19 protein-coding genes are annotated in these 22,090 nt (G+C 41.9%); 9 read left to right on the forward strand and 10 right to left on the reverse strand.

The features are described 5' to 3' along the window. The first annotated feature begins 166 nt into the window (after positions 1 to 166). The gene (locus tag C9J12_RS10955) at positions 167 to 1,564 is read left to right on the forward strand and encodes an L-cystine transporter (RefSeq protein WP_107242751.1); all 1,398 of its coding nucleotides are present in this window, start codon (positions 167 to 169) and stop codon (positions 1,562 to 1,564) included. Between the two features lie 148 nt (positions 1,565 to 1,712). On the opposite strand, the gene kdsB is transcribed toward C9J12_RS10955, so the two are convergent. From kdsB to C9J12_RS10980, 5 genes are all read right to left on the reverse strand, one after another. After that, positions 1,713 to 2,459 carry a 3-deoxy-manno-octulosonate cytidylyltransferase gene (gene kdsB, locus C9J12_RS10960; RefSeq protein ID WP_011219052.1) on the reverse strand — a complete coding sequence of 249 codons (747 nt, stop codon included), beginning with the start codon at positions 2,457 to 2,459 and terminating at the stop codon, positions 1,713 to 1,715. Then, positions 2,459 to 2,638: a Trm112 family protein gene (locus C9J12_RS10965; protein ID WP_006233570.1), complete on the reverse strand. Its 180-nt coding sequence runs from the start codon at positions 2,636 to 2,638 to the stop codon at positions 2,459 to 2,461. The genes kdsB and C9J12_RS10965 overlap by 1 nt, the downstream gene beginning before the upstream one ends. Then, positions 2,619 to 3,653 carry a tetraacyldisaccharide 4'-kinase gene (gene lpxK, locus C9J12_RS10970; protein ID WP_107242752.1) on the reverse strand — a complete coding sequence of 345 codons (1,035 nt, stop codon included), beginning with the start codon at positions 3,651 to 3,653 and terminating at the stop codon, positions 2,619 to 2,621. The genes C9J12_RS10965 and lpxK overlap by 20 nt, the downstream gene beginning before the upstream one ends. Then, positions 3,653 to 5,410: a lipid A ABC transporter ATP-binding protein/permease MsbA gene (gene msbA / locus C9J12_RS10975; RefSeq protein WP_107242753.1), complete on the reverse strand. Its 1,758-nt coding sequence runs from the start codon at positions 5,408 to 5,410 to the stop codon at positions 3,653 to 3,655. The genes lpxK and msbA overlap by 1 nt, the downstream gene beginning before the upstream one ends. A 186-nt stretch (positions 5,411 to 5,596) precedes the next feature. Beyond that, positions 5,597 to 8,056 carry a DNA internalization-related competence protein ComEC/Rec2 gene (locus tag C9J12_RS10980; protein WP_107242754.1) on the reverse strand — a complete coding sequence of 820 codons (2,460 nt, stop codon included), beginning with the start codon at positions 8,054 to 8,056 and terminating at the stop codon, positions 5,597 to 5,599. Between the two features lie 116 nt (positions 8,057 to 8,172). Between C9J12_RS10980 and C9J12_RS10985 the strand changes: the two genes are divergently transcribed. The 3 genes from C9J12_RS10985 (at position 8,173) to C9J12_RS10995 (ending at position 10,125) form a co-directional block, all read left to right on the forward strand. Further along, positions 8,173 to 8,685 (forward strand): DUF2062 domain-containing protein, encoded by a 513-nt coding sequence (locus tag C9J12_RS10985; RefSeq protein ID WP_107242755.1) that lies wholly within the window; start codon positions 8,173 to 8,175, stop codon positions 8,683 to 8,685. Positions 8,686 to 9,021: 336 nt separating this feature from the next. Further along, positions 9,022 to 9,399 carry a hypothetical protein gene (locus tag C9J12_RS10990; RefSeq protein ID WP_107242756.1) on the forward strand — a complete coding sequence of 126 codons (378 nt, stop codon included), beginning with the start codon at positions 9,022 to 9,024 and terminating at the stop codon, positions 9,397 to 9,399. A gap of 60 nt (positions 9,400 to 9,459) precedes the next feature. Beyond that, positions 9,460 to 10,125 carry a DedA family protein gene (locus C9J12_RS10995; RefSeq protein ID WP_107242757.1) on the forward strand — a complete coding sequence of 222 codons (666 nt, stop codon included), beginning with the start codon at positions 9,460 to 9,462 and terminating at the stop codon, positions 10,123 to 10,125. Positions 10,126 to 10,223: 98 nt separating this feature from the next. Here C9J12_RS10995 and lolE read toward each other — a convergent pair whose 3' ends face one another. The 3 genes from lolE to lolC are packed head-to-tail and all read right to left on the reverse strand — an operon-like array spanning position 10,224 to position 13,358. Next, on the reverse strand, positions 10,224 to 11,468 hold the full coding sequence (lolE, locus tag C9J12_RS11000; RefSeq protein WP_107242758.1) for a lipoprotein-releasing ABC transporter permease subunit LolE: 1,245 nt from the start codon (positions 11,466 to 11,468) through the stop codon (positions 10,224 to 10,226). Next, positions 11,468 to 12,157 (reverse strand): lipoprotein-releasing ABC transporter ATP-binding protein LolD, encoded by a 690-nt coding sequence (gene lolD, locus C9J12_RS11005; RefSeq protein ID WP_107242759.1) that lies wholly within the window; start codon positions 12,155 to 12,157, stop codon positions 11,468 to 11,470. The genes lolE and lolD overlap by 1 nt, the downstream gene beginning before the upstream one ends. Further along, positions 12,150 to 13,358 (reverse strand): lipoprotein-releasing ABC transporter permease subunit LolC, encoded by a 1,209-nt coding sequence (lolC, locus tag C9J12_RS11010; RefSeq protein ID WP_107242760.1) that lies wholly within the window; start codon positions 13,356 to 13,358, stop codon positions 12,150 to 12,152. The genes lolD and lolC overlap by 8 nt, the downstream gene beginning before the upstream one ends. A gap of 248 nt (positions 13,359 to 13,606) precedes the next feature. Between lolC and C9J12_RS11015 the strand changes: the two genes are divergently transcribed. The 5 genes from C9J12_RS11015 to C9J12_RS11035 all read left to right on the forward strand — a co-directional run bounded on the left by C9J12_RS11015 (position 13,607) and on the right by C9J12_RS11035 (position 19,908). Continuing rightward, positions 13,607 to 14,203, forward strand: coding sequence for a PilZ domain-containing protein (locus tag C9J12_RS11015; protein ID WP_107242865.1), 597 nt, complete (start codon positions 13,607 to 13,609; stop codon positions 14,201 to 14,203). Between the two features lie 9 nt (positions 14,204 to 14,212). Next, positions 14,213 to 17,668 carry a transcription-repair coupling factor gene (mfd, locus tag C9J12_RS11020; RefSeq protein WP_107242761.1) on the forward strand — a complete coding sequence of 1,152 codons (3,456 nt, stop codon included), beginning with the start codon at positions 14,213 to 14,215 and terminating at the stop codon, positions 17,666 to 17,668. Positions 17,669 to 17,756: 88 nt separating this feature from the next. Then, complete coding sequence (locus C9J12_RS11025) at positions 17,757 to 18,662, forward strand: peptidoglycan binding protein CsiV (protein ID WP_107242762.1); 906 nt, start codon at positions 17,757 to 17,759, stop codon at positions 18,660 to 18,662. Between the two features lie 150 nt (positions 18,663 to 18,812). Further along, positions 18,813 to 19,370: a GNAT family N-acetyltransferase gene (locus C9J12_RS11030; RefSeq protein WP_107242763.1), complete on the forward strand. Its 558-nt coding sequence runs from the start codon at positions 18,813 to 18,815 to the stop codon at positions 19,368 to 19,370. A 64-nt stretch (positions 19,371 to 19,434) separates the two neighbouring features. Continuing rightward, positions 19,435 to 19,908, forward strand: coding sequence for an FKBP-type peptidyl-prolyl cis-trans isomerase (locus C9J12_RS11035; RefSeq protein ID WP_107242764.1), 474 nt, complete (start codon positions 19,435 to 19,437; stop codon positions 19,906 to 19,908). Between the two features lie 154 nt (positions 19,909 to 20,062). On the opposite strand, the gene C9J12_RS11040 is transcribed toward C9J12_RS11035, so the two are convergent. Continuing rightward, positions 20,063 to 21,352, reverse strand: a complete 1,290-nt coding sequence (locus C9J12_RS11040) for an NAD(P)/FAD-dependent oxidoreductase (protein ID WP_107242765.1) — start codon at positions 21,350 to 21,352, stop codon at positions 20,063 to 20,065. Positions 21,353 to 21,452: 100 nt separating this feature from the next. Continuing rightward, positions 21,453 to 21,989: an alpha/beta hydrolase YcfP gene (gene ycfP, locus C9J12_RS11045; protein ID WP_107242766.1), complete on the reverse strand. Its 537-nt coding sequence runs from the start codon at positions 21,987 to 21,989 to the stop codon at positions 21,453 to 21,455. Between the last annotated feature and the right edge of the window lie 101 nt (positions 21,990 to 22,090).

Raw genomic sequence — 22,090 nt, forward strand, 5'->3', positions numbered from 1 at the left:
AAATTCACCTAAAAGTACTAACGGTTTTGCGACTCACGTCATATTATCTACGCCCTAAGCATATTGATGCTTCTGTCGGTATTTCTTAAACATTTTTAGACACAACCCTTTTAATAAGTAAGTAAACGGACTTACGACTTAATTTCTCTTTTTTAGGATTCCATCCATGATTTATCCCATTATCAACTTGGCATTTTTTGCCCTACTCATTGCTTTATTGCTAAAGCAGCAGCGCACTGAACAAACTCTTTCTAAGCGCGTATTTACAAGCCTTGGTTTAGGGGTACTTTTTGGTGGTGCATTACAACTTATTTATGGTGGTGGTAGCCAGATAGTTGCAGACACACTTGAGTACGTGAACATTGTTGGTGCGGGTTATGTCAGCCTACTGAAAATGATCATCATGCCGCTAATCATGGTGTCTATCATTGGCGCTATCGTGAAAGTGAAAGACTCAGGTTCACTGGGTAAAATCTCAGGGTTAACCATTGGTATTCTGTTGGCAACAACAGCGGCTTCAGCGTTAATTGGTATTCTTGTTAGCAATATGTTTGGCTTATCTGCTGATGGTATTGTGCAAGGCGCACGAGAAATTGCACGTGGTGAAATGCTTGAATCACGCTTAACGAACATTGAAGCTGTGTCGTTTGCTGACATGGTTATTTCTTTTTTTCCTGGTAATCCATTTGCTGACTTAGCAGGTAGCCGTGCAACATCCACCATTGCCGTTGTTATCTTCTCTGCTTTCATTGGTGTAGCAAGCCTGAGTGTTATGCGCACTCACCCTGACTTGGGTGCAAGCTTCGAAAAGTTCATTAACGTTGCTCAAGAAATTGTTCGCACATTAGTACGTATGGTACTTAGCCTAACGCCTTACGGTGTTCTTGCGTTAATGACCAAGGTTGTCGCAGGCTCTAACTATGCTGATATTCTAAGCCTAATTAATTTTGTGATCGCGTCTTACGTTGGCTTAGCACTGATCCTTGTTATGCATTTGGTTCTTGTTTCATTCGTCGGCGTTAACCCAATTCGTTTCTTGAAGAAAATTCTTCCGGTACTGCTATTTGCTTTCACTTCGCGTTCAAGCGCTGGCACTATCCCACTGAATATTGATACACAAGTTAAGCAACTGGGTAACGGTGAAGGTGTTTCAAACTTCTCGGCATCATTCGGAGCAACAATGGGCCAGAATGGCTGTGCAGGTTTATACCCTGCGATGCTTGCAGTAATGATTGCACCCACCATTGGCATTAACCCACTAGACCCTGGTTTCATTGCAACGCTTATTGCAATTGTAACAATCAGTTCATTTGGCATTGCAGGTGTAGGTGGTGGCGCAACATTTGCTGCTCTAATTGTTCTTTCTGCACTTGATATGCCAGTTGCGCTTGCTGGTCTGCTTATTTCAATCGAACCATTGATTGATATGGGCCGTACTGCTGTAAACGTTAGTGGTGCAATGACGGCCGGTACCATTACTTCTCGTGTACTGGGTCAAGCTGATGACACCATCTTCAATCAAGACCTTGAAACAGATACAACGGCTGATACTGCGAAAGTGTAATCTGTTTTAAAGTTGGCTTTTCAAAAGATAAGATAAAAAAAGACCACTCGCTTGAGTGGTCTTTTTATTTGTCTATCAACGTCTTATTGATAAACAAATGAAACGTGGATAACGGCTATTTACAGCTAACGATGAACGTTTACGACTCTTAGCCAATTAATGCACGTACTTTCTCTAAATCTTCCGGTGTATCAACACCCGCGGGAGGCGCATCAATAGCAACAGCAACATGGATTTTTTCGCCATACCAAAGTACGCGAAGCTGTTCTAATGCTTCCACTTTTTCAAGGGCGCTTGGTTCCCAGTTGATGTAAGTATTTATAAACCCGGCACGATAAGCGTAAATACCGACATGACGTAATAAATTATGATGAATTTCCTTTGGTGATTTCGCATAGTTATCACGATCCCAAGGAATAGATGCTCGGCTGAAATACATCGCATAGCCATCTTTATCCAACACAACTTTTACCGCATTTGGATTAAACACTTCATCTTCGTGATCAATCTCGACACCTAGCGTTGCCATTGGTGCATTGTTGTTTGCTAGATTATCTGCGACTTGTCGAATAATGGTGTCAGGAATTAATGGTTCATCACCTTGTACATTAACGACAATATGATCATCGGCTAACTGATATTTTTCAACCACTTCAGCAAGGCGCTCTGTGCCTGATTCATGATCATCTCGCGTTAAACAAACTTCTCCGCCGAAGGCTTTAACGGCATCTACAATACGTTGGTCATCCGTTGCTACGATCACTAGATCTGCACCGGCTTTACTAGCCTGCTCGTACACCCACTGAACCATTGGCTTGCCACCAATATCAGCCAAAGGCTTACCTGGCAGACGGGTTGATTGATAACGCGCTGGAATAACTACCGTAAATGACATTACTTTACCTCGTCTGAACTCAGCGTTCGCGCTTCAGGTTCAATCAATACAGGGATACCATCTTGAATAGGATAAGCTAGACGATCAAACTTACAAATCAGTTCATTTTTTTCTTTATCGTAGTTCAATTTACCCTTACATACTGGGCATGCTACGATTTCAAGCAGACGGTGATCCATATTCTTCCTTTACCTTAATTATTCGATTAATAATGGCAGTCGCATTCGATGTGGGTATCACTGCATCTACAGGTACATACCACCAATTCGACTGCGCAAAAGCGTGGCATTTAACCGCATCTTTTTCTGTCATTACTAAATGTTGTCCCTGTTGGGCCAAATGTTTTAATTCCGTTTCTGAGAATGCCTGATGGTCAGTAAATGGCTGACAATGTACAGGTGTTACTCCCAGTTCTTCTAATGTTTTAAAAAAACGGGGTGGATGACCAATGCCGGCCATTGCCACAATATTCTCTAATTCATTAATTGAACATCGCTCGCCCGTTTTAACATTAATTAATGCTGAGGGCTGCAGGTGCATCGGTGCTTCGTTTTTTTTCGCCTTTCCACCGTTACAAATCAAGAAATCAACTTCGGCTAAGCGATCACACGTTTCACGTAATGGTCCTAATGGCAGTAATTGCTGATTGCCAAAGCGGCGTTGACCATCAATAACAACAAATTCGATGTCTCTTGCGAGTGCATAATGCTGTAGACCGTCATCGGTAATAATCACATCAACATCATGTTCGAGTAACATCATTACTGCATCAGATCGGATGGGTGATACCGCAACAGGTGCACCCGTTCTTCGACGAATCAATACAGGTTCATCACCGACGAGCTCAGTGGAAGTATTACCTTCCACCAAATAAGGGTAATGTGGCGCTTTACCACCATAACCACGAGAAACAACCCCCGGTTTAAGCCCTTTCGCTTGTAGCTGTTCAACGAGCCATACAACAACAGGCGTCTTACCATTGCCCCCTGCTGTAATATTACCAACAACAACAACAGGCACTGGTGCCCGATAAGCGACCTTTTCACCCGTTTGGTACTTATTACGGCGACGAACACTGATAAAACCAAAGAGTTTACTCAATGGCCAAAACACTGGCCAAAAAAGTACATTCAGTAACAGCATCAAACCTTTCGGATGATGCCCAAACCAAAACTTTTCAATAAGTGCAGCCATTAATCACCAAACTGAATACGGTGAAGTTGCGCGTAAGCACCATCATGTTTGATCAATTCACCATGCGTACCACGTTCGATGATTTCACCATCATCAACCACTAAGATTTGGTCGGCACCTTCAATGGTTGATAAGCGGTGAGCAATCACTAATACAGTGCGATCTTTTTGCAATTCATCCAATGCCGACTGAATAGCACGTTCAGATTCAGTATCAAGGGCCGATGTAGCTTCATCTAAAATCAACACTGGCGCATTACGTAATAATGCGCGAGCAATGGCTAAACGTTGACGTTGACCACCTGAAAGGCTAACACCGTTTTCACCAATAATTGTGTCTAAGCCTTGTGGCATGTCTTTAATGAAATCCATCGCATAAGCAAGCTCTGCGGCTTTTTCAATATCAGCACGACTGAAGCTGTCACCGCTTGCGTAAGCAATGTTATTTGCAATGGTATCGTTAAAAAGGTGCACATTTTGAGAAACGACTGCAACCTGATCGCGTAGGTTTGATAATTGATAATCTTTAACCTCGCGACCATCTAATATCAATTCGCCTGAATCAATATCGTAAAAGCGCGTTAATAGATTCGCAATCGTACTCTTACCCGAACCCGAACGTCCAACAAGTGCCAGTGTTTTACCTGCAGGTAAATCAAACGACACATTACGCAATGCTGGCGTATCTTTGGTTGGATAAGTGAACGTAACATCTTTAACTTGAATATCACCGTTTACACGCGCAACTTCATGCTTGCCGTTATCTTTTTCAGTTTCAAGATCCATCAATTCAAACAAGGTTTGACAAGCAGCCATACCGCGTTGGAATTGCGAAGTAACATTGGTTAATGCTTTCAAAGGACGCATCAAACCAAACATTGCACCAAAGACAACAGCGAATGTACCAGGAGTAAGCTCAGCACGTAATGCTTCAGAGTTAGCCAAGACTAATACAACCACTAAAGCAAACGATGCAATTACCTGAATCACAGGGTTGGCAATCGCCTGCGCAGACACTAACTTCATTGTTTGCTGGCGCATATTATTACTAACAGAATCAAAACGTTTCTTTTCAACATCTTGACCACCGTAACTTAATACGACTTTGTGCCCTTTTAGCATTTGCTCTGCAGATGATGTAACAGAACCCATTGCATCTTGCATATTTTTTGAAATTTTACGAAAGCGCTTAGACACAAGGCGAATACTGAATGCGACAACAGGAGCGATAACCAATAAAATGGCCGAAAGCTGCCAGCTGTTCCAGAACATCAATCCCATTAAGCCAATGATAGATGCACCTTCACGTACCATGCTAACTAGCGCGCTACTTGTCGCAGAAGCAACTTGTTCTGAATCATAAGTAATTCGAGAAAGTAAGGCACCAGAAGATTCTTTATCAAAAAAGCTCACTGGCATTTTCATGAAGTGATTAAACAAGCCACGGCGTAAATTCATTACAACTTTGCCAGACACCCAAGACAAGCAGTATGTTGATACAAAGCCACTCGCGCCACGCAGTATCATTAATCCGACTAAATAATATGGCATCATAGAAAGAAAGTCTGATTCGATATTCTCTAATCCACCGAAGCTTTCATCAAGAAGTGGCTTAATCATCGATAACATTAGGGTATCACCCAATGCATTAATGATTAGCGCAACGACCGCGACTGATAAGCCAGCCTTATAGAAACTGATATACGGCCAAAGTCGTTTATACGTATCCAATGTTGATTGTTCAGTAGGTTGCGTCATTAATATTCATTTATTTTAGAAACAATTCGTATCATTCTACTCTGATACGAGGATTGCGCCAAATAAGTTAAGCCATTGATGCATGCCTTATCTACTTTTTGCTCATTGATTATACAGCTGTATTTGTTCTAAAAAGCCTACCGACATTATCAGCCTAACTTCTTGCATCTTCACGCCTAAAAAGCATCATTCATCCGCAAATAAACGTCGATACCAAGTATCGTCAATATCTTGTCGATAGCGTTGCGTTTTTCTGCTGCCAGCTTCTATAGCAATGGAAACTTGTCCGGTTTGTGCGGTATCTAACCACCTGGTGCCTTTATCTATATAACGCTGCTTGATTTGTGTTGATGGTAAATTCCAAGGGTTATATTTAGCACTTGATACAAGTGCAAGTTCAGGAGACATACCTGCCAGCCACGTATTGGTCGACGAAGTTTTACTGCCATGATGAGGAACAAATAAGATATCAGGCGCAAGATCTGGGTATTGGCGAGCCAAAAGTAATTCAGATATCGCATCAATATCACCTGTCAGTAGTACGTTGGTTGGTTTCACTGTATGAATATTCCGATCGCTTATTTGCACGACACAAGAATGAGGATTAGCCGCCCGTTTAACGATTTTAGGTGGCCACAACACCTCGAAGTTGAGCCCTTCCCATTGCCAGAGGGCTCCTTGCATACAGGGAAGAAAACCATCTCGACGATCACTGCTACGCTTCCAAATTGGTTCAAACTGCTGAGATATAATATCGAAACCACCAGCATGATCACTGTCTGCATGGCTCAAAATTACCCCGTCTAACTGATTAATGCCTTTCTTTCTCAGCACGGGTTCTATGACAGATGTAGCAATACTGCCTTGTTGCCAACGGTTTCCCGTATCATATAAAACCGCTTTCCCGTTACGCTCAATTAACACTGCAAGACCATGCCCAACATCCAACATATTGACTGTCCATAGCGGTGAAGCAACATCACCTATTGAAGATTCATCATGGCTTATATCAACATCATTAGCTAAAAACGACTGATTAAAAGTCACCAACGTAGACATCGCTTGCTGGAAAAATATAGGGATCCCCCAAGATACGAAGACAATCAAAATTGAGATGTGTATCCATTTGAAGTTACGCCAAGAAATAAACCACCCTAGCGCTGCCCACGCCATTCCCCCGATAAGGAAAGGTAACCACGCAGATGATAACGATAACCACGTGCCAACAGATTGCTCAGCCAACCAAATAACAGGATATAAGGTCCAATCGGCTAATTGCCAAAAAACATTCGATAACCAAGGAAACCACACCGTCGCAATGGCAGCTAAAACCAAAGGCACAGTCAATGTACTCACCCAAGGGACAGAGACAAAATTGATGAATGGTGCAAGTAGCGATATCCCACCAAACCAATACCATTGAAGCGGTAACATAAATAGCAATAACACACACTGTAACTGTGCTAATACTTTCATCTTTTCCCACAATAGGTCTTTCTGATAGTGAATATTGTTTTCAGTCGGAACTGTGTGCTGTTGCCTTACACCACTCAAATTCGCAAGATATAAAATGAAGACTGCAGTAAAAGACATCCAAAAGCCCGCGGCATAAGACGCTAACGGGTTGAGTATTAAACAAATAGCCAGAGCAACCATAAAAATTTTCCAGCCTGGCCACTGAATGCGTAACCTGATTAAAATCATCACAATTGCACACATTAATACTGCGCGTACCGTCGGCAAACTAAAACCCGCTAACCATGCGTACCCCAGCGCACACGCAAAACCACTCCATAACGGTAACCATATAAAGCGATGAAGCTCCGGCAAAAGCGCACATATTTTACTGCCAAGCCACCAGCCTAATAACATCGCCAAACCGATATGTAGACCTGAAATTGCCATTAAATGGGCTAAACCACTGTCTCTTAGCCGTTGCCAATCATGAAGCTCTAACGCATCCCGTACGCCAAAGCCTAAAGCCATTAAATAAGCTTTATGGGTTTTATCAGCCAACTCTGTCATTGCCTGAGTGAAAATACGCTGCCGTAAGGTAATAACCGAACTATTGTTACTCGGTGTTCGTGCTGTTTGTTCTACACTAAGGCTATCGATGTAAGAGCTGTCTACAATCGTTCCGCTTAAAACGGTGCCTCGCCCATGAATACCGTTTGCAACGAAATACTTTTCAGCGTCAAAACCTGCACTATTCAATCGCCCATACGGACGGCGAAGCTTCACTGTTAGCTGCCAAATTTGACCTTGATACATCTCAGGAGGCTGTAGCCAATTTAAGCGGACGTTTAAAGGATAAGGTGAATCTATTGGATAAGAATTAAGCATTAAGAGTTTGAAATCTATTGTATTAGTGGGGATATCACTATTAAGTAGACTACTTACCTTAGCAACTATGGTAATATTCTCGCGGTCAATGGGCATTTCTTTTACTGAGTTTGTATAAACATTTACACTTAAAGCTGCCATAGCGGCACCTAACGCAATCCAGATCAATAAATGAATACGTAAAAAATAAGAAACTATGGCTCCTAGCATTATGGCTGTCACAAACCAGAGATAATCTGGAATGGCATGCCACCAATGAAGAAACAAAAGCCCTATTGCAATGCCAGTAACCGCTTGGTTCATTGTGTATTGCCTTAAGCCTGTTGATTTAAAATAGTATTTTCATGCTTTATGTTTTAATACTTAGTATTCGCAATTAATGACTTTCAGCTCATTGTTTTCAAAGCGTATGTATATCGATGCCAAGACAACTTATTAAACGTTTTTTACCAAATCACGAAACAATTAAGCGCCAAAAAGCTCTTAAAATTTTCGGTAATGTGCTTTATAACCCGAACCTATGGTGTCTTAATCGCCGCTCTGCTTCGGGGGCTTTTGCTGTGGGTTTGTTTATGGCGTTTGTTCCACTGCCCAGCCAGATGATAATGGCGGCCGGACTCGCCATTCTATTTGGTGTAAACCTCCCTCTTTCTATTGTATTAGTTTGGATTAGCAACCCTATTACGATGCCCGTGTTATTTTATGGTGCATATAAGGTAGGGGCTTGGTTGATGAACTCCCCTCAACAGCCATTTCATTTTGAGCTGTCTTGGGAGTTTTTACTTCATCAAATGAGCCAGATAGGTCCACCTTTTATGCTTGGCTGCTTTACTACTGGCATTATTTTTTCTTTAATCGGTTACTTTGGTATTCGCGGTTTATGGCGTTACTCGGTAGTAAGAAGCTGGAAGAAACGTAAATTTCGCAGCTGAGACTCATTTAGAAACCCAATAAGCATTGAATGCAGCATTTCACTAAAACCTCGCTCGCGAGGTTTTTTTACGTTTATATAAATAATGCAGCAAGCAAAAAAGCACCCATTCCCTTAAAAATGAGAGTGACCACATTTACCTTGAATATGTTTGTTTTCACTACAATTATATTTTAGAGCGAGTTCACGACTGTCTATGGTTCTCCAACTCAAACACCTCAATGGTTACTATTTACACTCAAATACTTCATTCTATTGCAGCCCGCCCCATAAACAGATTGCTTTTATTTTCAAACTTGAGTAAAAGACATGAGGCTTTCTTTTCTGGGCAATTATTTTGCGTAAAATATTAAACTATTTGTTACTCAGTACTTTTTTAGTATTGTCGATAACAGTTAATATTGCGGAAGTAACCAAGCAAACGGTTAACAGCCAAGTCATTTTTGCACACGCTTTCGTTCAGAATGATAATCACGAAACCTATATTCCACCCCAACGCAGCCTCCGTGTTGAACAAAAACGACAATGGCGAACCCTCCCTACATCGTTACATGATATTCAGTACTATCTCTACTTTGCCACTCTATTGTCAGCGACAAACAAAGTAGCAGAACAAGCTCTCACAAAGTTGTTCGCTTTGTCTGAGCGGCGATATGTACTTAACAGCCAGCATTTTAACAATCTACAGTACAAATTCATTCATACACGAACATAACAATACCTTTCAACTCGCTATTTATTTATATATTTAATTAATAACAGAAAGGTAACCCGTATGTTCGAGTCATTCATGGCTATTTTCTCGGCACTATGGCATCAAAATTTTAGTATTCTAGAAAACCCTGAAAGCATCGCAATGATCTATTTTTGCGTAACATTTGTCATTTTCTTAGAAAGCGCGTTCTTACCTGCAGCACCCTTGCCGTGCGACAGTATCGTCATTTTAGCTGGCACATTAGGTGCGATGGGAATCATTGATTTTAAAGTTATTGTTTTACTGCTTACGCTCGCGGCAGCTATTGGAAGCTGGGTCGCTTATATGCAGGGACGATGGCTAAAGCATTTGCCTAAAGTACAGTCTTGGGTAAATTTAGTCCCTGCACAAAAAATGAAAACCGTTGATAACCTACTTTTTCGTCACGGTTTAATTGCACTCTTTATAGCCCGCTTTATTCCTGTCGTGCGTTCTCTATTGCCTTTGATGATGGGGATACGGATTAAGAACCAAGTGCACTTTTTTCGCTTTGCTTGGTTAAGTGCCATCGCCTGGGTGTTACTGCTCACAGGTATCGGCTACTCGCTCACCTTCTTACCTGAAAAGGTGGCACGCATTACAACGGTAGCTCTTATGTTAGCGCCCCTTGCAACCCTAGGGTTGGGCATTATGACTCTTATTATCAGTTGGTTTTTTAAGAAAGATAAGAAGCCCACTTCAATCTGAAGAGATTAAGCTACCTTCCCTTAAAACAAAAAAACCGTCGCAATGACGGTTTTTTACTTATAGCAACCTAGATGAGTATTACGAGCTAAAACAGCATGCTACTTTGCGCTCAACACCAGTGCTGGTTGTAAGGCGCTTGCCCTGCGTGCGGGATACCAGGTCGCAAGTAAACTTAAAATAATGGCCGTTATAGCAACAACCGCAACATCCTTAATCTCTAACTCGGTTGGTAAGAAATCCACAAAGTAGATGTCACCAGATAAAAACTGGTGTCCGATCAGCGTTTCGAGTCCTTTAACCAAGCTCGTCAGGTTTACCGCCACGAAAGAACCAATAATCGATCCAACAAGGCTACCGACAACACCTGATAATAAGCCATGCCAAATGAAGATGGATTTCACTAACCCATCAGTGGCACCCATTGTCCGTAAAATAGCAATGTCTGGCGCCCGATCTTTTACAGCCATCATCAAGGTTGAGATAATATTAAAGCAAGCAACACCAATCACTAACACCATGACTAAATACATAATGGTACGCACCATCTGAATATCTCGATACAGGTAGCCATATTTCTGTGTCCAGCTTTTTAAATAGACATACACAGGCAAAGTAAAGCCGACTTCTCTAACAATAGATTGAGCATCGAGCACATTATCGACATTCAACGAAATTCCCGAGACTCCCTCGCCCATCGACAAATACTGCTGAGCATCAGCTAACGGTATAATCGCAAAGTTATGATCAATCTGACCACCAAGTGCTAATAAGCCAGACACTTGTAAACGAATACGATGTGGTGCACGTAGCTTTTTTTCTGAGTCGGCATTTGGGATCATTGCTGTAATCCAATCACCCACTCCAATCTGTAATTTTTGAGCAACGCCTTGCCCTAAAATAATCTGCTTGTTGCCCGCAGAAAAACGCTGCCAAGCGTTATCTTTTACATACTGTGGTAACGCACTGACTTGTATTTCCTCTTCAGGGTTTACACCACGCACTGCTACCGCTTTTAGATTGCTGCCTTTTTCAAGCAGAGCAGTAAATGAAACATACGGTGCAGCACCCGTTACTCGTGGGTGTTTTTTTACCGTTTCAAGTATGGGTTGCCACTCAGTCAACGGTGCTTTTACAGCTTCTAGTTCACCATGAGGAATAACAGCCAATACGCGATTTTGTAATTCACGTTCAAAACCATTCATAGCCGATAACCCTATGATGATGACTGCTACACCAACGGCAATCCCCAAAATAGAAGAAATAGAAATGAACGATACCATGCGGTTTCGTTGTTTCGCTCGGCTAAAACGGCTACCGATATAAAGAGATAAAGGTCGAAACATTAAGCTACCTCAACCTGAACCAAGTTACCGTCTTGCATATGCATACAACGATCTAACTTCGCCGCTAATTCATTGTCATGAGTGACCACTAAAAAGGCTGTGCCCGACTCTTTATTTAACTTGCACATCAGATCATAGATTTCGAGTGCCGTTTTATGATCTAAATTACCCGTAGGTTCGTCAGCCAATACAATTGATGGGTTATTCACCAATGCACGAGCAAAGGCAACACGTTGACGCTCACCACCACTCAATTCTGAAGGTCGATGTTCATAGCGGTGGCTAAGACCCACCATGTCTAATATGGCTTTTGCTTTTAACTCGGCTTTATCTGTTGCCATACCACCGATCAATAATGGCATTGCGACATTTTCCATGGCACTAAAATCGGCAAGTAGGTGATGGAATTGGTAAACAAACCCTATCTCTTGATTTCGAATTTTCGCTTGCTTATTCGCGCTCATCGAATTCAATTTTTGACCTTTAAAAAACACATCACCATCACTGGGCTCATCAAGTGCACCTAATAAGTGTAATAACGTGCTTTTTCCTGAACCTGAAGAGCCGACGATTGCGACTAATTCATTGGGTTCAATGGCAAAGCTAACCCCTTTCAACACTTCAGTTTCAAGCTGAGCTTCGCGATAGATTTTACGTAAACCATGACAAACTAATAACGAATTACTCATAACGCAATGCCTCAGCAGGACGAACAGATGCCGCACGATAAGAAGGGAAAATAGTGGCAATAAGACTTAACAAAATAGCACCTAAAATAACAAACATAACCTGTAGAGGTTCAATAACGATTGGTAGAGACCCACCTGCCATAAGATATTGCACACCAAAAACTGACATAACCGTGTTTAAATTTGACGCCAGTAATATGCCTAGCACACCACCGCTCACCGCACCAATAACACCACTGCTTGCACCTTGAACCATAAATACCATCAGTACTTGGCGGTTAGTCATACCTTGGGTTTTTAGAATAGCGACTTCTGCTTGTTTCTCCATCACCACCATAATCAGGGCTGAAATAATGTTAAATGCAGCGACACCAATGATCAGCCCAAGCATTAAGCCCATCATATTCTTTTCCATTTTAACGGCTTGAAACAGCTCACCGCGTTGTTCTCGCCAATCAGACCATTGCCAATCATTCGGCATGGATACTTGAGCAAGTTCAGTCACAGCAAAAGGATCATCGAGAAATAACCGCCATCCCGTTATTTGATCCGCTTTATAGCGAAGTAATTTTCCAGCATCTTGGATATTAGTCAGAATAAGTTGCTTATCAACATCAGAGCCTGTGTCGAAGAAACCTTCAATGGTAAAGTTACGCTGGCTAGGAATACGCCCTAATGGTGTGTACTGGCTGGCACTGGTTACCATTAGGCGGATCTTATCACCCACTTGCACCCCAAGCTGATTCGCTAACGCTTGACCAATAACAACGCGATAGCTGCTAGGAATTAGGTTATCTAATTTCCCAACCGTCATGTCCATTGCGATGGGTTCATAATAGCTAGGATCAATCCCTATCATATTACCAGCCGCTAAAGACGATGCACTTTGCAGTACCGCTTCACCACGGGTGATCGGCGTGACATGAGTAACATGGGATAATTGTTTCAATGAGTTAGGAACGGTATCTGATACAAGCATGCGCCCATCATCTTGAGAAATAACAGCTTGAGGCAAAACACCTAAAATTCGGTCTTTTAGTTGTTGCTCAAAGCCATTCATAACGGAAAGTACAGTCACTAAAGACAACACGCCAATGGTGATACCTGCCGTGGACATATATGATACAAAGCGACTGAATCGGTCACCTGAACGACCACGCAGATAGCGTAGACCGATAAAAAAAGATACTGGATGAAACATAGGTTAGAGAAACCATCCCTTGTATAAAGTAAAGAAAGAATACCCGTTGCTGCCTTTGATTACCATGCAACTGCGTAAAACTAATGTGAAAACAGAGGGTAAAAAACGTACAGTCAGATGTGTTTACTTGCTCGAATGCAATACCTAAGTGATAATCGAGTAATTATGAATAAATACTAACACTCGTATAGCTGTTCGACCTGTAATACAGGGAATAGTTGCGAATGTTAATTAATAACGAGAGCGACATGGAACAGGACGAATATTTTTCAGTCCATACAGGGCTAACCATAAACGTAGAACCTCTAGCAAGCGATGAGTGCTTGCCTGATGAACAAGCGTTTATTCAGGAAATTCCGCCTTTATTTCGTGTCGCCAGCGAATGCAGCGGTTTAGAAGAAAGCGCAGAACGCACGCTTAAAGGTTTTGGTAAGGAAGACAATAAAGCACTGCTAACTTATCTTGCAGCCCAAAACAGTAAAATCAACTTACTGCTTTCTTTTGTATTATCTCAACAAGATAACCCTGATTTTCGTTATATCACCGACAGTTTTGGTGCGAGTCAGCTGACCTTTGTTTCAAATTCCCCTTTTACTGTTGGTACATCTGTTAGAGTAAAGCTGTTTCTTGAGCACCCGCCCGCTGCAATATACTGTTATGCAAACGTAGCTGCATGTGGAACTAAAGTGCATGAAGACGACTCAGATGAAAAGCAGACTCAATACCCGATCACACTGCGCTATAACCGTTTACAAGAAGATGACCGTGATCTTCTGATCCGAGCTGCTTTGTATATTCAGCAAAAATTACTGCGCGTACGCGCCCAACAGCGAACAGAGTCATAAGTTAATCACATGAAAGCATTATCATTACTCTCACTGCCCCTGCCGAGTAAAAAAGGGGATAACCGTTTCATTGGTAACCTATCTGGTGCTGCTTTGGCACTGTCTGTCGCTGAACTGTCTCACGCACATCAAGGCCCTATTCTTGCTGTTGTGCCTGATACACAAACAGCGCTACGCCTACAACCAGAAATTAGTCAGTTCACGTCTGTCGAGGTGAATGTATTCCCTGACTGGGAAACACTGCCGTACGATAATTTCTCGCCACACCAAGATATTACATCTGATCGCCTTGCACGTTTATACAAGTTACCGACCCAGTCTGATGGCATTATTTTGGTGCCTATTAGTACCTTATTGCAGCGTTTAACACCCCGTGATTACCTTCGCAAGCATGCTTTAATTGTACGCAATGGTGATCGCCTATCACTTGATAAGCTTCGTTTACAGCTAGAAGCATCTGGTTATCGCCATGCCGATCAAGTAATGGAGCATGGCGAATATGCCAGCCGAGGTTCATTACTCGACCTATTCCCAATGGGTAGCAATCAACCCTATCGTATTGACTTTTTTGATGACGAAGTCGATTCCATTCGCCAGTTCGATCCTGAAAATCAGCGTTCAACCGGTGAAATTGATAGCATCAATTTATTACCAGCTCACGAATTTCCAACTGATGAAATTGCAATCGAAAATTTCCGGATGCGCTGGCGTGAACGCTTTGAAGCACGCCGTGAACCCGAATCTATCTATCAGCAAGTAAGCAAACGTACTTGGCCTGCAGGTATTGAGTATTGGCAGCCTCTGTTTTTTGAAAAAACTGAAACACTCTTCGATTATTTACCCGATGAAACCTTATTAGTAACATTGGGAGAATTAGAACCCTCCGTTGACCATTTCTTAGCAGATGCAGATCACCGCTTTGATCAACGTCGTGTTGACCCCTTGCGCCCTTTGTTAGAACCCAAAGAATTATGGCTAACAAAAGATGAGATGTTCCGCGGTTTTAAAACGTTGCCACAAGTTCGTATTCGTCATGAAAACGAACCCGATAAAGCGGGTCGATACAATCCAACGTTAACACCAGTACCTGAAATAATCATCAATCAACAACTTAAAGAACCTTTTGCTGCACTACGTCGTTTTACCGAGCAATTCAAAGGCAAAGTTGTCTTTTCCGTTGCCTCTGAAGGTCGACGTGAAGCGTTACTGGATCTATTAGCTCGTATAAAAATGCGCCCAATGGTGTGCGCTAGTCTAGAAGAAGCCATTGAAGCACCAAGTGATTACACACTGGTTATTGGTGCTGCAGAGCAAGGCTTCATTCTTGAATCGCCTTCTGTCGCGTTTATTTGTGAAAGTGATTTACTCGGTGAACGCGTTAATCAACGCCGTCGTCGTGATGAGAAAAAAAGTGTCAATGCCGATACCATTATTCGTAACTTGGCTGAACTACAAATCGGTCAGCCTGTAGTACATATCGATCACGGCATTGGTCGCTATCAAGGTCTGCAAACATTAGAAGCTGGTGGTATAACAACCGAATATGTCATGCTTGAATACCATGCAGGTGCAAAGCTCTATGTACCGGTTGCATCGCTGCACCTAATTAGCCGTTACTCTGGCGGTGCTGATGATAGTGCGCCGCTGCATAAACTGGGTGGCGAAGCATGGGTCAAAGCACGTAAAAAAGCAGCTGAAAAAGTACGTGATGTTGCTGCAGAATTACTCGATGTTTACGCAAAGCGCGAACTAAAACCTGGCTTTAAATTCACGTTAGATCGAGAATCTTATGCTGATTTCTGTAGTAGTTTTCCTTTTGAAGAGACCCACGACCAAGCCTTAGCGATTAATTCTGTACTTTCAGACATGTGTCAGCCTAGAGCCATGGACCGCCTTGTGTGTGGTGACGTTGGCTTTGGTAAAACGGAAGTCGCGATGCGTGCTGCGTTTGTTGCTATTGATAACAACAAACAAGTCACGGTATTGGTGCCTACCACATTATTGGCACAGCAGCATTTTGAAAACTTCCGTGACCGTTTTGCCAATACGGCCGTTCGTGTTGAAGTGCTTTCACGTTTTAAAACAGCGAAAGAACAAAAACAGGTAATGCTTGATGCCGAAGACGGCAAAATTGATATCCTCATCGGCACACATAAACTACTTAACGCTTCAGTCAAATATCACGATTTAGGTTTATTAGTCGTTGATGAAGAGCACCGCTTTGGTGTGCGTCAAAAAGAGAAAATTAAAGCCATTCGTGCCGATATTGATATTTTGACCCTCACGGCAACACCGATTCCTCGTACGCTCAATATGGCTATGAGTGGTATGCGTGATTTATCTATCATTGCAACACCGCCAGCACGTCGCTTAGCCATTAAAACATTTGTACGAGAAAAAGACGACGCAATTATTCGTGAAGCCGTGCTACGTGAAATAACACGTGGTGGTCAAGTTTACTTCCTGCACAATGAAGTCGACAGCATTGAGAAAACCACCGAAGAATTAGCCAAACTGATCCCAGAAGCGCGTATCACTTTTGCTCATGGTCAAATGCGTGAACGTGAACTCGAAAAAGTGATGGGCGATTTTTATCACCAGCGCTTCAACTTGCTCGTCTGTACAACCATAATCGAAACCGGTATTGATATTCCAACAGCAAACACGATCATCATGAATCGTGCCGACAACCTTGGTTTAGCACAATTGCACCAACTTCGGGGTCGTGTTGGACGATCGCACCACCAAGCCTATGCCTATTTATTAACACCACACAAAAAGCGTATGACGAAAGATGCAGTCAAACGTTTAGAGGCCATCGAATCACTGGAAGATCTTGGTGCTGGGTTCACATTGGCAACGCATGACCTTGAAATTCGTGGTGCAGGTGAATTATTAGGTGACGAACAAAGTGGTCAAATTCAATCCATTGGATTTTCACTGTTCATGGAAATGCTAGAGCAAGCGGTTGAAGCATTGAAAGAAGGTAAAGAGTCATCACTTGATGATCTGCTACGTAAGCAGACGGAAGTAGAGCTACGTTTACCCGCGTTACTACCTGATGATTACATTCCCGATATCAACATGCGTTTATCATTATACAAGCGCATTGCCAGTGCGATTGATGAACAAGATTTGAACGATTTAAAAGTCGAACTGATTGATCGGTTTGGTCTATTACCTGAAGCAACAACCAACTTGCTAACGGTAAACAATTTAAAATTAAAAGCAGCTGCAGTCGGTATTCGTCGTATTGAGGCGGGTGAAAAAGGTGGATATCTTGAATTTGAACAAGATGCCGCTATTAACCCTGTTTTTCTCGTCGGTTTACTGCAATCAAAGCCTCAACATTACCGTATGGAAGGTCCAACCAAACTAAAAGTCATGGCACCAATGACAGATCGCAAAGAACGCATCAAGTTTGTGGACCAGCTACTAACCCAATTATCAGAAAACACAATATAATCCAAAACATACAAACCAAACGGCTGACTTTACTAAATCAGCCGTTTGTATGAATTGGAAATACAAGCACTGAAGTGCGGAGATTACCTTGAAAAAACTGATTTATTTGCTTCTTCTGGCCGTTAGTTGGCCATCATTTGCGGCGAGACAGTTTGATGTAGAAGTTATTCTATTCAAGCGAAACATTAACCCTGAACAGGTTAACGAATCTTGGCCCGAACAACTCAAACAAGTTGATATGCAAGGCGCTCTATCTTTAGAAGATACCGCAGCATTAAAAGCGAAAGGGGTAACTATTCTACCGTCTAGCCAATATGCACTTAATACCCAGTATAACAAACTAAAAAAACACGCTGGCTTTACGCCTCTTGCCCACATTGCATGGCGTCAAGGTGATCAGAATCAGGCTAACGCACCGAAGTTATTTATAACTGCGGGTCGTGATTTTTCTGAGCAGTTTTTACCTGATGGCCGTTCAAAAAAGGATGTTGTACAGCCTACAAACGCAGGTTCAATTGGCAGTGATACCAACAATGATGGTATTACAATCACAACAGATAACAGCATCCCTCTACGATCCGATTCCAATAACGATGTCGCTGATATAGCTAACGAGGCAAATTCAGATCCGCTATATCAATTAAACGGAATGCTACAAGTCTATGTTCAGCATTATTTATTTTTAGATGCCAACCTCGATTTACGAGAGCCAAGTCGTCGTGAAGTTATTATGACGAAGCCATTACTTGAAAGCATTGTTAATGAACAGAATGCGATGAATGTTGATACTGATACTGCCACAGGAAATGGCATTGACGTAAACAGTAATGTTCAAATTGGTCACCTACAAGAAGTGAAAAAGAACATTAAGGTTGAAGAGTTTTTGAAGCCTTATCGATTATCACAGCAGCGACGCATGCGCAGCGGCGAAATACATTACTTAGATAACCCTCTACTAGGCGTTATTATTCAAGTACGCCGAGTAGGAAGCTAACTTATACTACCAACTAGCCCTCGCATTGCGGGGGCTTTTTATACCATTCTAGGTAAGTAGTTGATCATAATGTTGCGCTAATTCAATGCTATGCTTCGATAGAACATCTCGTTTTATTACGCCACAAAAAAGAGTAGGTAAACAATTATAATGAAAATGGACTTTGAGCTATCAACTCAGCGATTAATTTTACGTCCTTTTAAAACTGTCGATTTACTCGCTCATCTTACTGCTGTTCAAGAGTCAACTGAACAGTTAAGCCCTTGGCTTGAGTGGTGCACGCCCTATTACGATCAGCACGACGCCCATGAATGGATTGCGTCTAGCCGATTAAGCTGGCAAACAGACATGAGCTATGAGCTTGCTATTTTTGATCGTTTTGACGATACCTTTGTTGGCAGTGTTTCTATCAGTGCATTAATTCCTATGTGTAATTCTGCCAACCTGGGTTACTGGGTACGGACGTCATACCACCGCCAAGGTATCGCATCAGAAGCCTGTTTAGCACTCGCGCAGTTTGCTTTTATGACCTTAGGGTTAACGCGATTAGAAATCATAATTCACCCTGATAACTATCCGAGCCAAAAAACAGCCATCGCCTGTAATGCACAATTTGAATGTGAAGCAAGAAATCGAATATTTACTCATGGAAAAACCCAAAATGGGCTCGTGTATTCTTTGATTCCTGAAGATCTGTTTCCACGCTAAACCAGTACATTTCCAAGCTTAATTACAGTAAACTTATTTAAAATCTAACCGTTAGGAAAACACCGTGTTTAAAATTATTGTTACCATTGCCCTTATTGGCTTAGTGATATTCTTTGTACAGCGTTCTTACAGCAACAAACAAGCAGCAGGCGGAAACATCAAAATAGGTCAAGAGTTTCTAGCAGAAAATAAACTCAAAGACGGTGTAAAAACGACAGATTCAGGTCTTCAGTACTTAGTTTTACAAGAAGGTACGGGAGCAGAACACCCTAAAGCTTCAGATAAAGTAACCGTTCACTACCACGGCACATTAATTAATGGTTCGGTGTTTGATAGTTCTGTTGATCGCGGCAAAACAATTTCTTTTGGTTTGAATCAAGTAATCAAAGGTTGGACGGAAGGTGTGCAGCTGATGGTTGTTGGCGAGAAAACACGCTTTTTTATCCCGTCGGAATTAGCATATGGTAACGGTGGCGCGGGCAGTATTCCCCCTGGATCTGTGTTGATTTTTGATGTGGAATTATTCAAGATTAACTAATGTGAATCTAGACAAATATCGACGATCAGAGTGATAAGCAACTTATTTAGGTTGCTATTATTGAATCGGCATGACTGAAACGGCATAAAAAATGCCAGCTTTGTTATAACAAGGCTGGCATTTTTATGTAAATCAATACGTTATAAAAGCGCGATTAGTGCAGTTTTAAGTTCGGACGAAGTACACGGTTAATACGGCCAACCAACATCATCAAACCGGTTTTAAATACACCATGAAGCGCGACTAAATGCATGCGATAGAGAGAGATATACACGATACGTGCAATGCGCCCTTCTACCATCATTGAGCCTTTCGTCAGGTTACCCATCAAGCTACCAACTGTAGAAAAACGACTCAGTGATACCAGTGAACCATGATCACTGTATATATAAGGCTTTTGCTCACGGTCTGTAATTTTAGCGACAATATTAGAGAAACAACGACTTGCCATTTGGTGTGCAGCCTGCGCGCGAGGTGGTACAAAACTACCATCTTCTTGCACACATGATGCAAGATCACCAATTGCGTAAATGTCGTCATCACGCGTTGTCTGTAACGTTGGCTTAACCACTAACTGATTAATACGGTTAGTTTCTAGCCCTGCAATATCCTTCATGAAATCAGGCGCTTTAATACCCGCAGCCCATACCATGATGTGTGCCGGAATATGTTCACCGTCTTTGGTTGTTAGACCAGTAGAATCAGCTTTTGTCACCATAGTCATGGTGCGAACATTCACGCCTAATTTGGTTAATTCGCTGTGAGCTGCAGATGAAATACGTGGCGGTAATGCAGGTAGAATACGCTCACCAGCTTCAACAAGATTGACGTTCAAACGTGAACTGTCTAAATCACCAAAGCCATAGGTACGCAATTCAGCAACTGCATTATGTAGTTCAGCAGATAGCTCAACACCTGTAGCCCCAGCACCAACAATCGCAATATCAACTGTTTTTAATTCTTTATTCGCATGAAGCTTCAAGAATTGGTTATTCATTTCAGTACGGAAACGATGTGCTTGCTCCGGACTATCAAGGAAAATACAATTGTCACTTACACCAGGGGTGTTGAAGTCATTGGATGTAGATCCAATCGCCATAACCAAAATATCGTAATCAAGATTACGTTCTGGCATTAGCAGTTCGTTGTGCTCATCATGGAGCTCAGCTAACGTTATCACCTTATTTTCACGATCAATCTCTTTCAAACTACCCATCTGAAAATCGAAATGATGATTTTTTGCATGAGCACGGTAACTTAAAGCATCAACACCGGCATCCATAGAACCTGTTGCAACTTCGTGCAAAAGTGGTTTCCATAAGTGGCTGGCTTTACGATCAACTAATGTGACTTGGGCGCGCCCTTTACGACCTAGTGTTCTTCCAAGCTTTGTAGCAAGCTCTAGACCACCAGCGCCACCGCCTACAACGATAATACGCGTCACAATAACTTCCTCTTTATTTTATAGAATTTTTTGGATATACAGACTGACTAAATCTGGCAGACGGATCTATGATCCGTCTGAGGTGTAGGAGGGCTTAAGACTATTCTTTAAACGCTTTCATAGCTTGTAGATGCTGCGAGATCTTTTTAAATTTATGATTTTGTGTCTCATCCCAAATGATTTTATAGAAATCACTGAGCGCATCACTTGTGAGCTGATTATCTAACACTTCATCATTAGTTGAAAGTATACAGAGGCAATTACCTGCATTTTTTTCACGAAAATCGGTAACACACTTAGTGCCGATATCGATATATTCTTCAGGGCGATCGATCCTCCCTTCCATATTGACGCTAGGGTTTAGGTTTGGGTTAAAAATAACTTGCTTAATACCGCATAAAAAACCAATACGCTCAGCCCAATATCCACCCAGCCCAACCCCACAAATTAATGGCTTAGTATCATCTGACTCTTCTATTAGTTTATGTACTTCCTTAATTAAATGCTGCATATCATGCTTAGGATGCAAAGTACTGTAGTTAACGAAACGAACATCAGGGTCAATGAATTGCAGTTGTAACACTTTCTCGTGATTACCTGGGCTATTTGAATCAAAGCCGTGCAGATAAATAATCATATATTCTCCCTCTTGCTCTTAACAAAACACCACCATATGGCGTGTAATTATGCATTTTTTCGTTACAATAATTTAATCTAACATGTTTTATAAGGTTTAAA

This window comes from Photobacterium frigidiphilum, from assembly GCF_003025615.1.
Taxonomy (GTDB): Bacteria; Pseudomonadota; Gammaproteobacteria; order Enterobacterales; family Vibrionaceae; genus Photobacterium; species Photobacterium frigidiphilum.

Bases quoted from the DNA above. Each gene is read 5' to 3' on its own strand.
- lpxK (WP_107242752.1), bottom strand. From the start codon at position 3,653: ATGGCTGCACTTATTGAAAAGTTTTGGTTTGGGCATCATCCGAAAGGT.
- msbA (WP_107242753.1), bottom strand. From the start codon at position 5,410: ATGACGCAACCTACTGAACAATCAACATTGGATACGTATAAACGACTT.
- ycfP (WP_107242766.1), bottom strand. From the start codon at position 21,989: ATGATTATTTATCTGCACGGCTTTGATTCAAATAGCCCAGGTAATCAC.
- C9J12_RS10985 (WP_107242755.1), top strand. From the start codon at position 8,173: ATGCCAAGACAACTTATTAAACGTTTTTTACCAAATCACGAAACAATT.
- C9J12_RS10965 (WP_006233570.1), bottom strand. From the start codon at position 2,638: ATGGATCACCGTCTGCTTGAAATCGTAGCATGCCCAGTATGTAAGGGT.
- lolC (WP_107242760.1), bottom strand. From the start codon at position 13,358: ATGTTTCATCCAGTATCTTTTTTTATCGGTCTACGCTATCTGCGTGGT.
- C9J12_RS11015 (WP_107242865.1), top strand. From the start codon at position 13,607: ATGGAACAGGACGAATATTTTTCAGTCCATACAGGGCTAACCATAAAC.
- C9J12_RS11030 (WP_107242763.1), top strand. From the start codon at position 18,813: ATGAAAATGGACTTTGAGCTATCAACTCAGCGATTAATTTTACGTCCT.
- lolD (WP_107242759.1), bottom strand. From the start codon at position 12,157: ATGAGTAATTCGTTATTAGTTTGTCATGGTTTACGTAAAATCTATCGC.
- C9J12_RS10955 (WP_107242751.1), top strand. From the start codon at position 167: ATGATTTATCCCATTATCAACTTGGCATTTTTTGCCCTACTCATTGCT.
- C9J12_RS10995 (WP_107242757.1), top strand. From the start codon at position 9,460: ATGTTCGAGTCATTCATGGCTATTTTCTCGGCACTATGGCATCAAAAT.
- kdsB (WP_011219052.1), bottom strand. From the start codon at position 2,459: ATGTCATTTACGGTAGTTATTCCAGCGCGTTATCAATCAACCCGTCTG.
- lolE (WP_107242758.1), bottom strand. From the start codon at position 11,468: ATGTTTCGACCTTTATCTCTTTATATCGGTAGCCGTTTTAGCCGAGCG.
- C9J12_RS10980 (WP_107242754.1), bottom strand. From the start codon at position 8,056: ATGAACCAAGCGGTTACTGGCATTGCAATAGGGCTTTTGTTTCTTCAT.
- mfd (WP_107242761.1), top strand. From the start codon at position 14,213: ATGAAAGCATTATCATTACTCTCACTGCCCCTGCCGAGTAAAAAAGGG.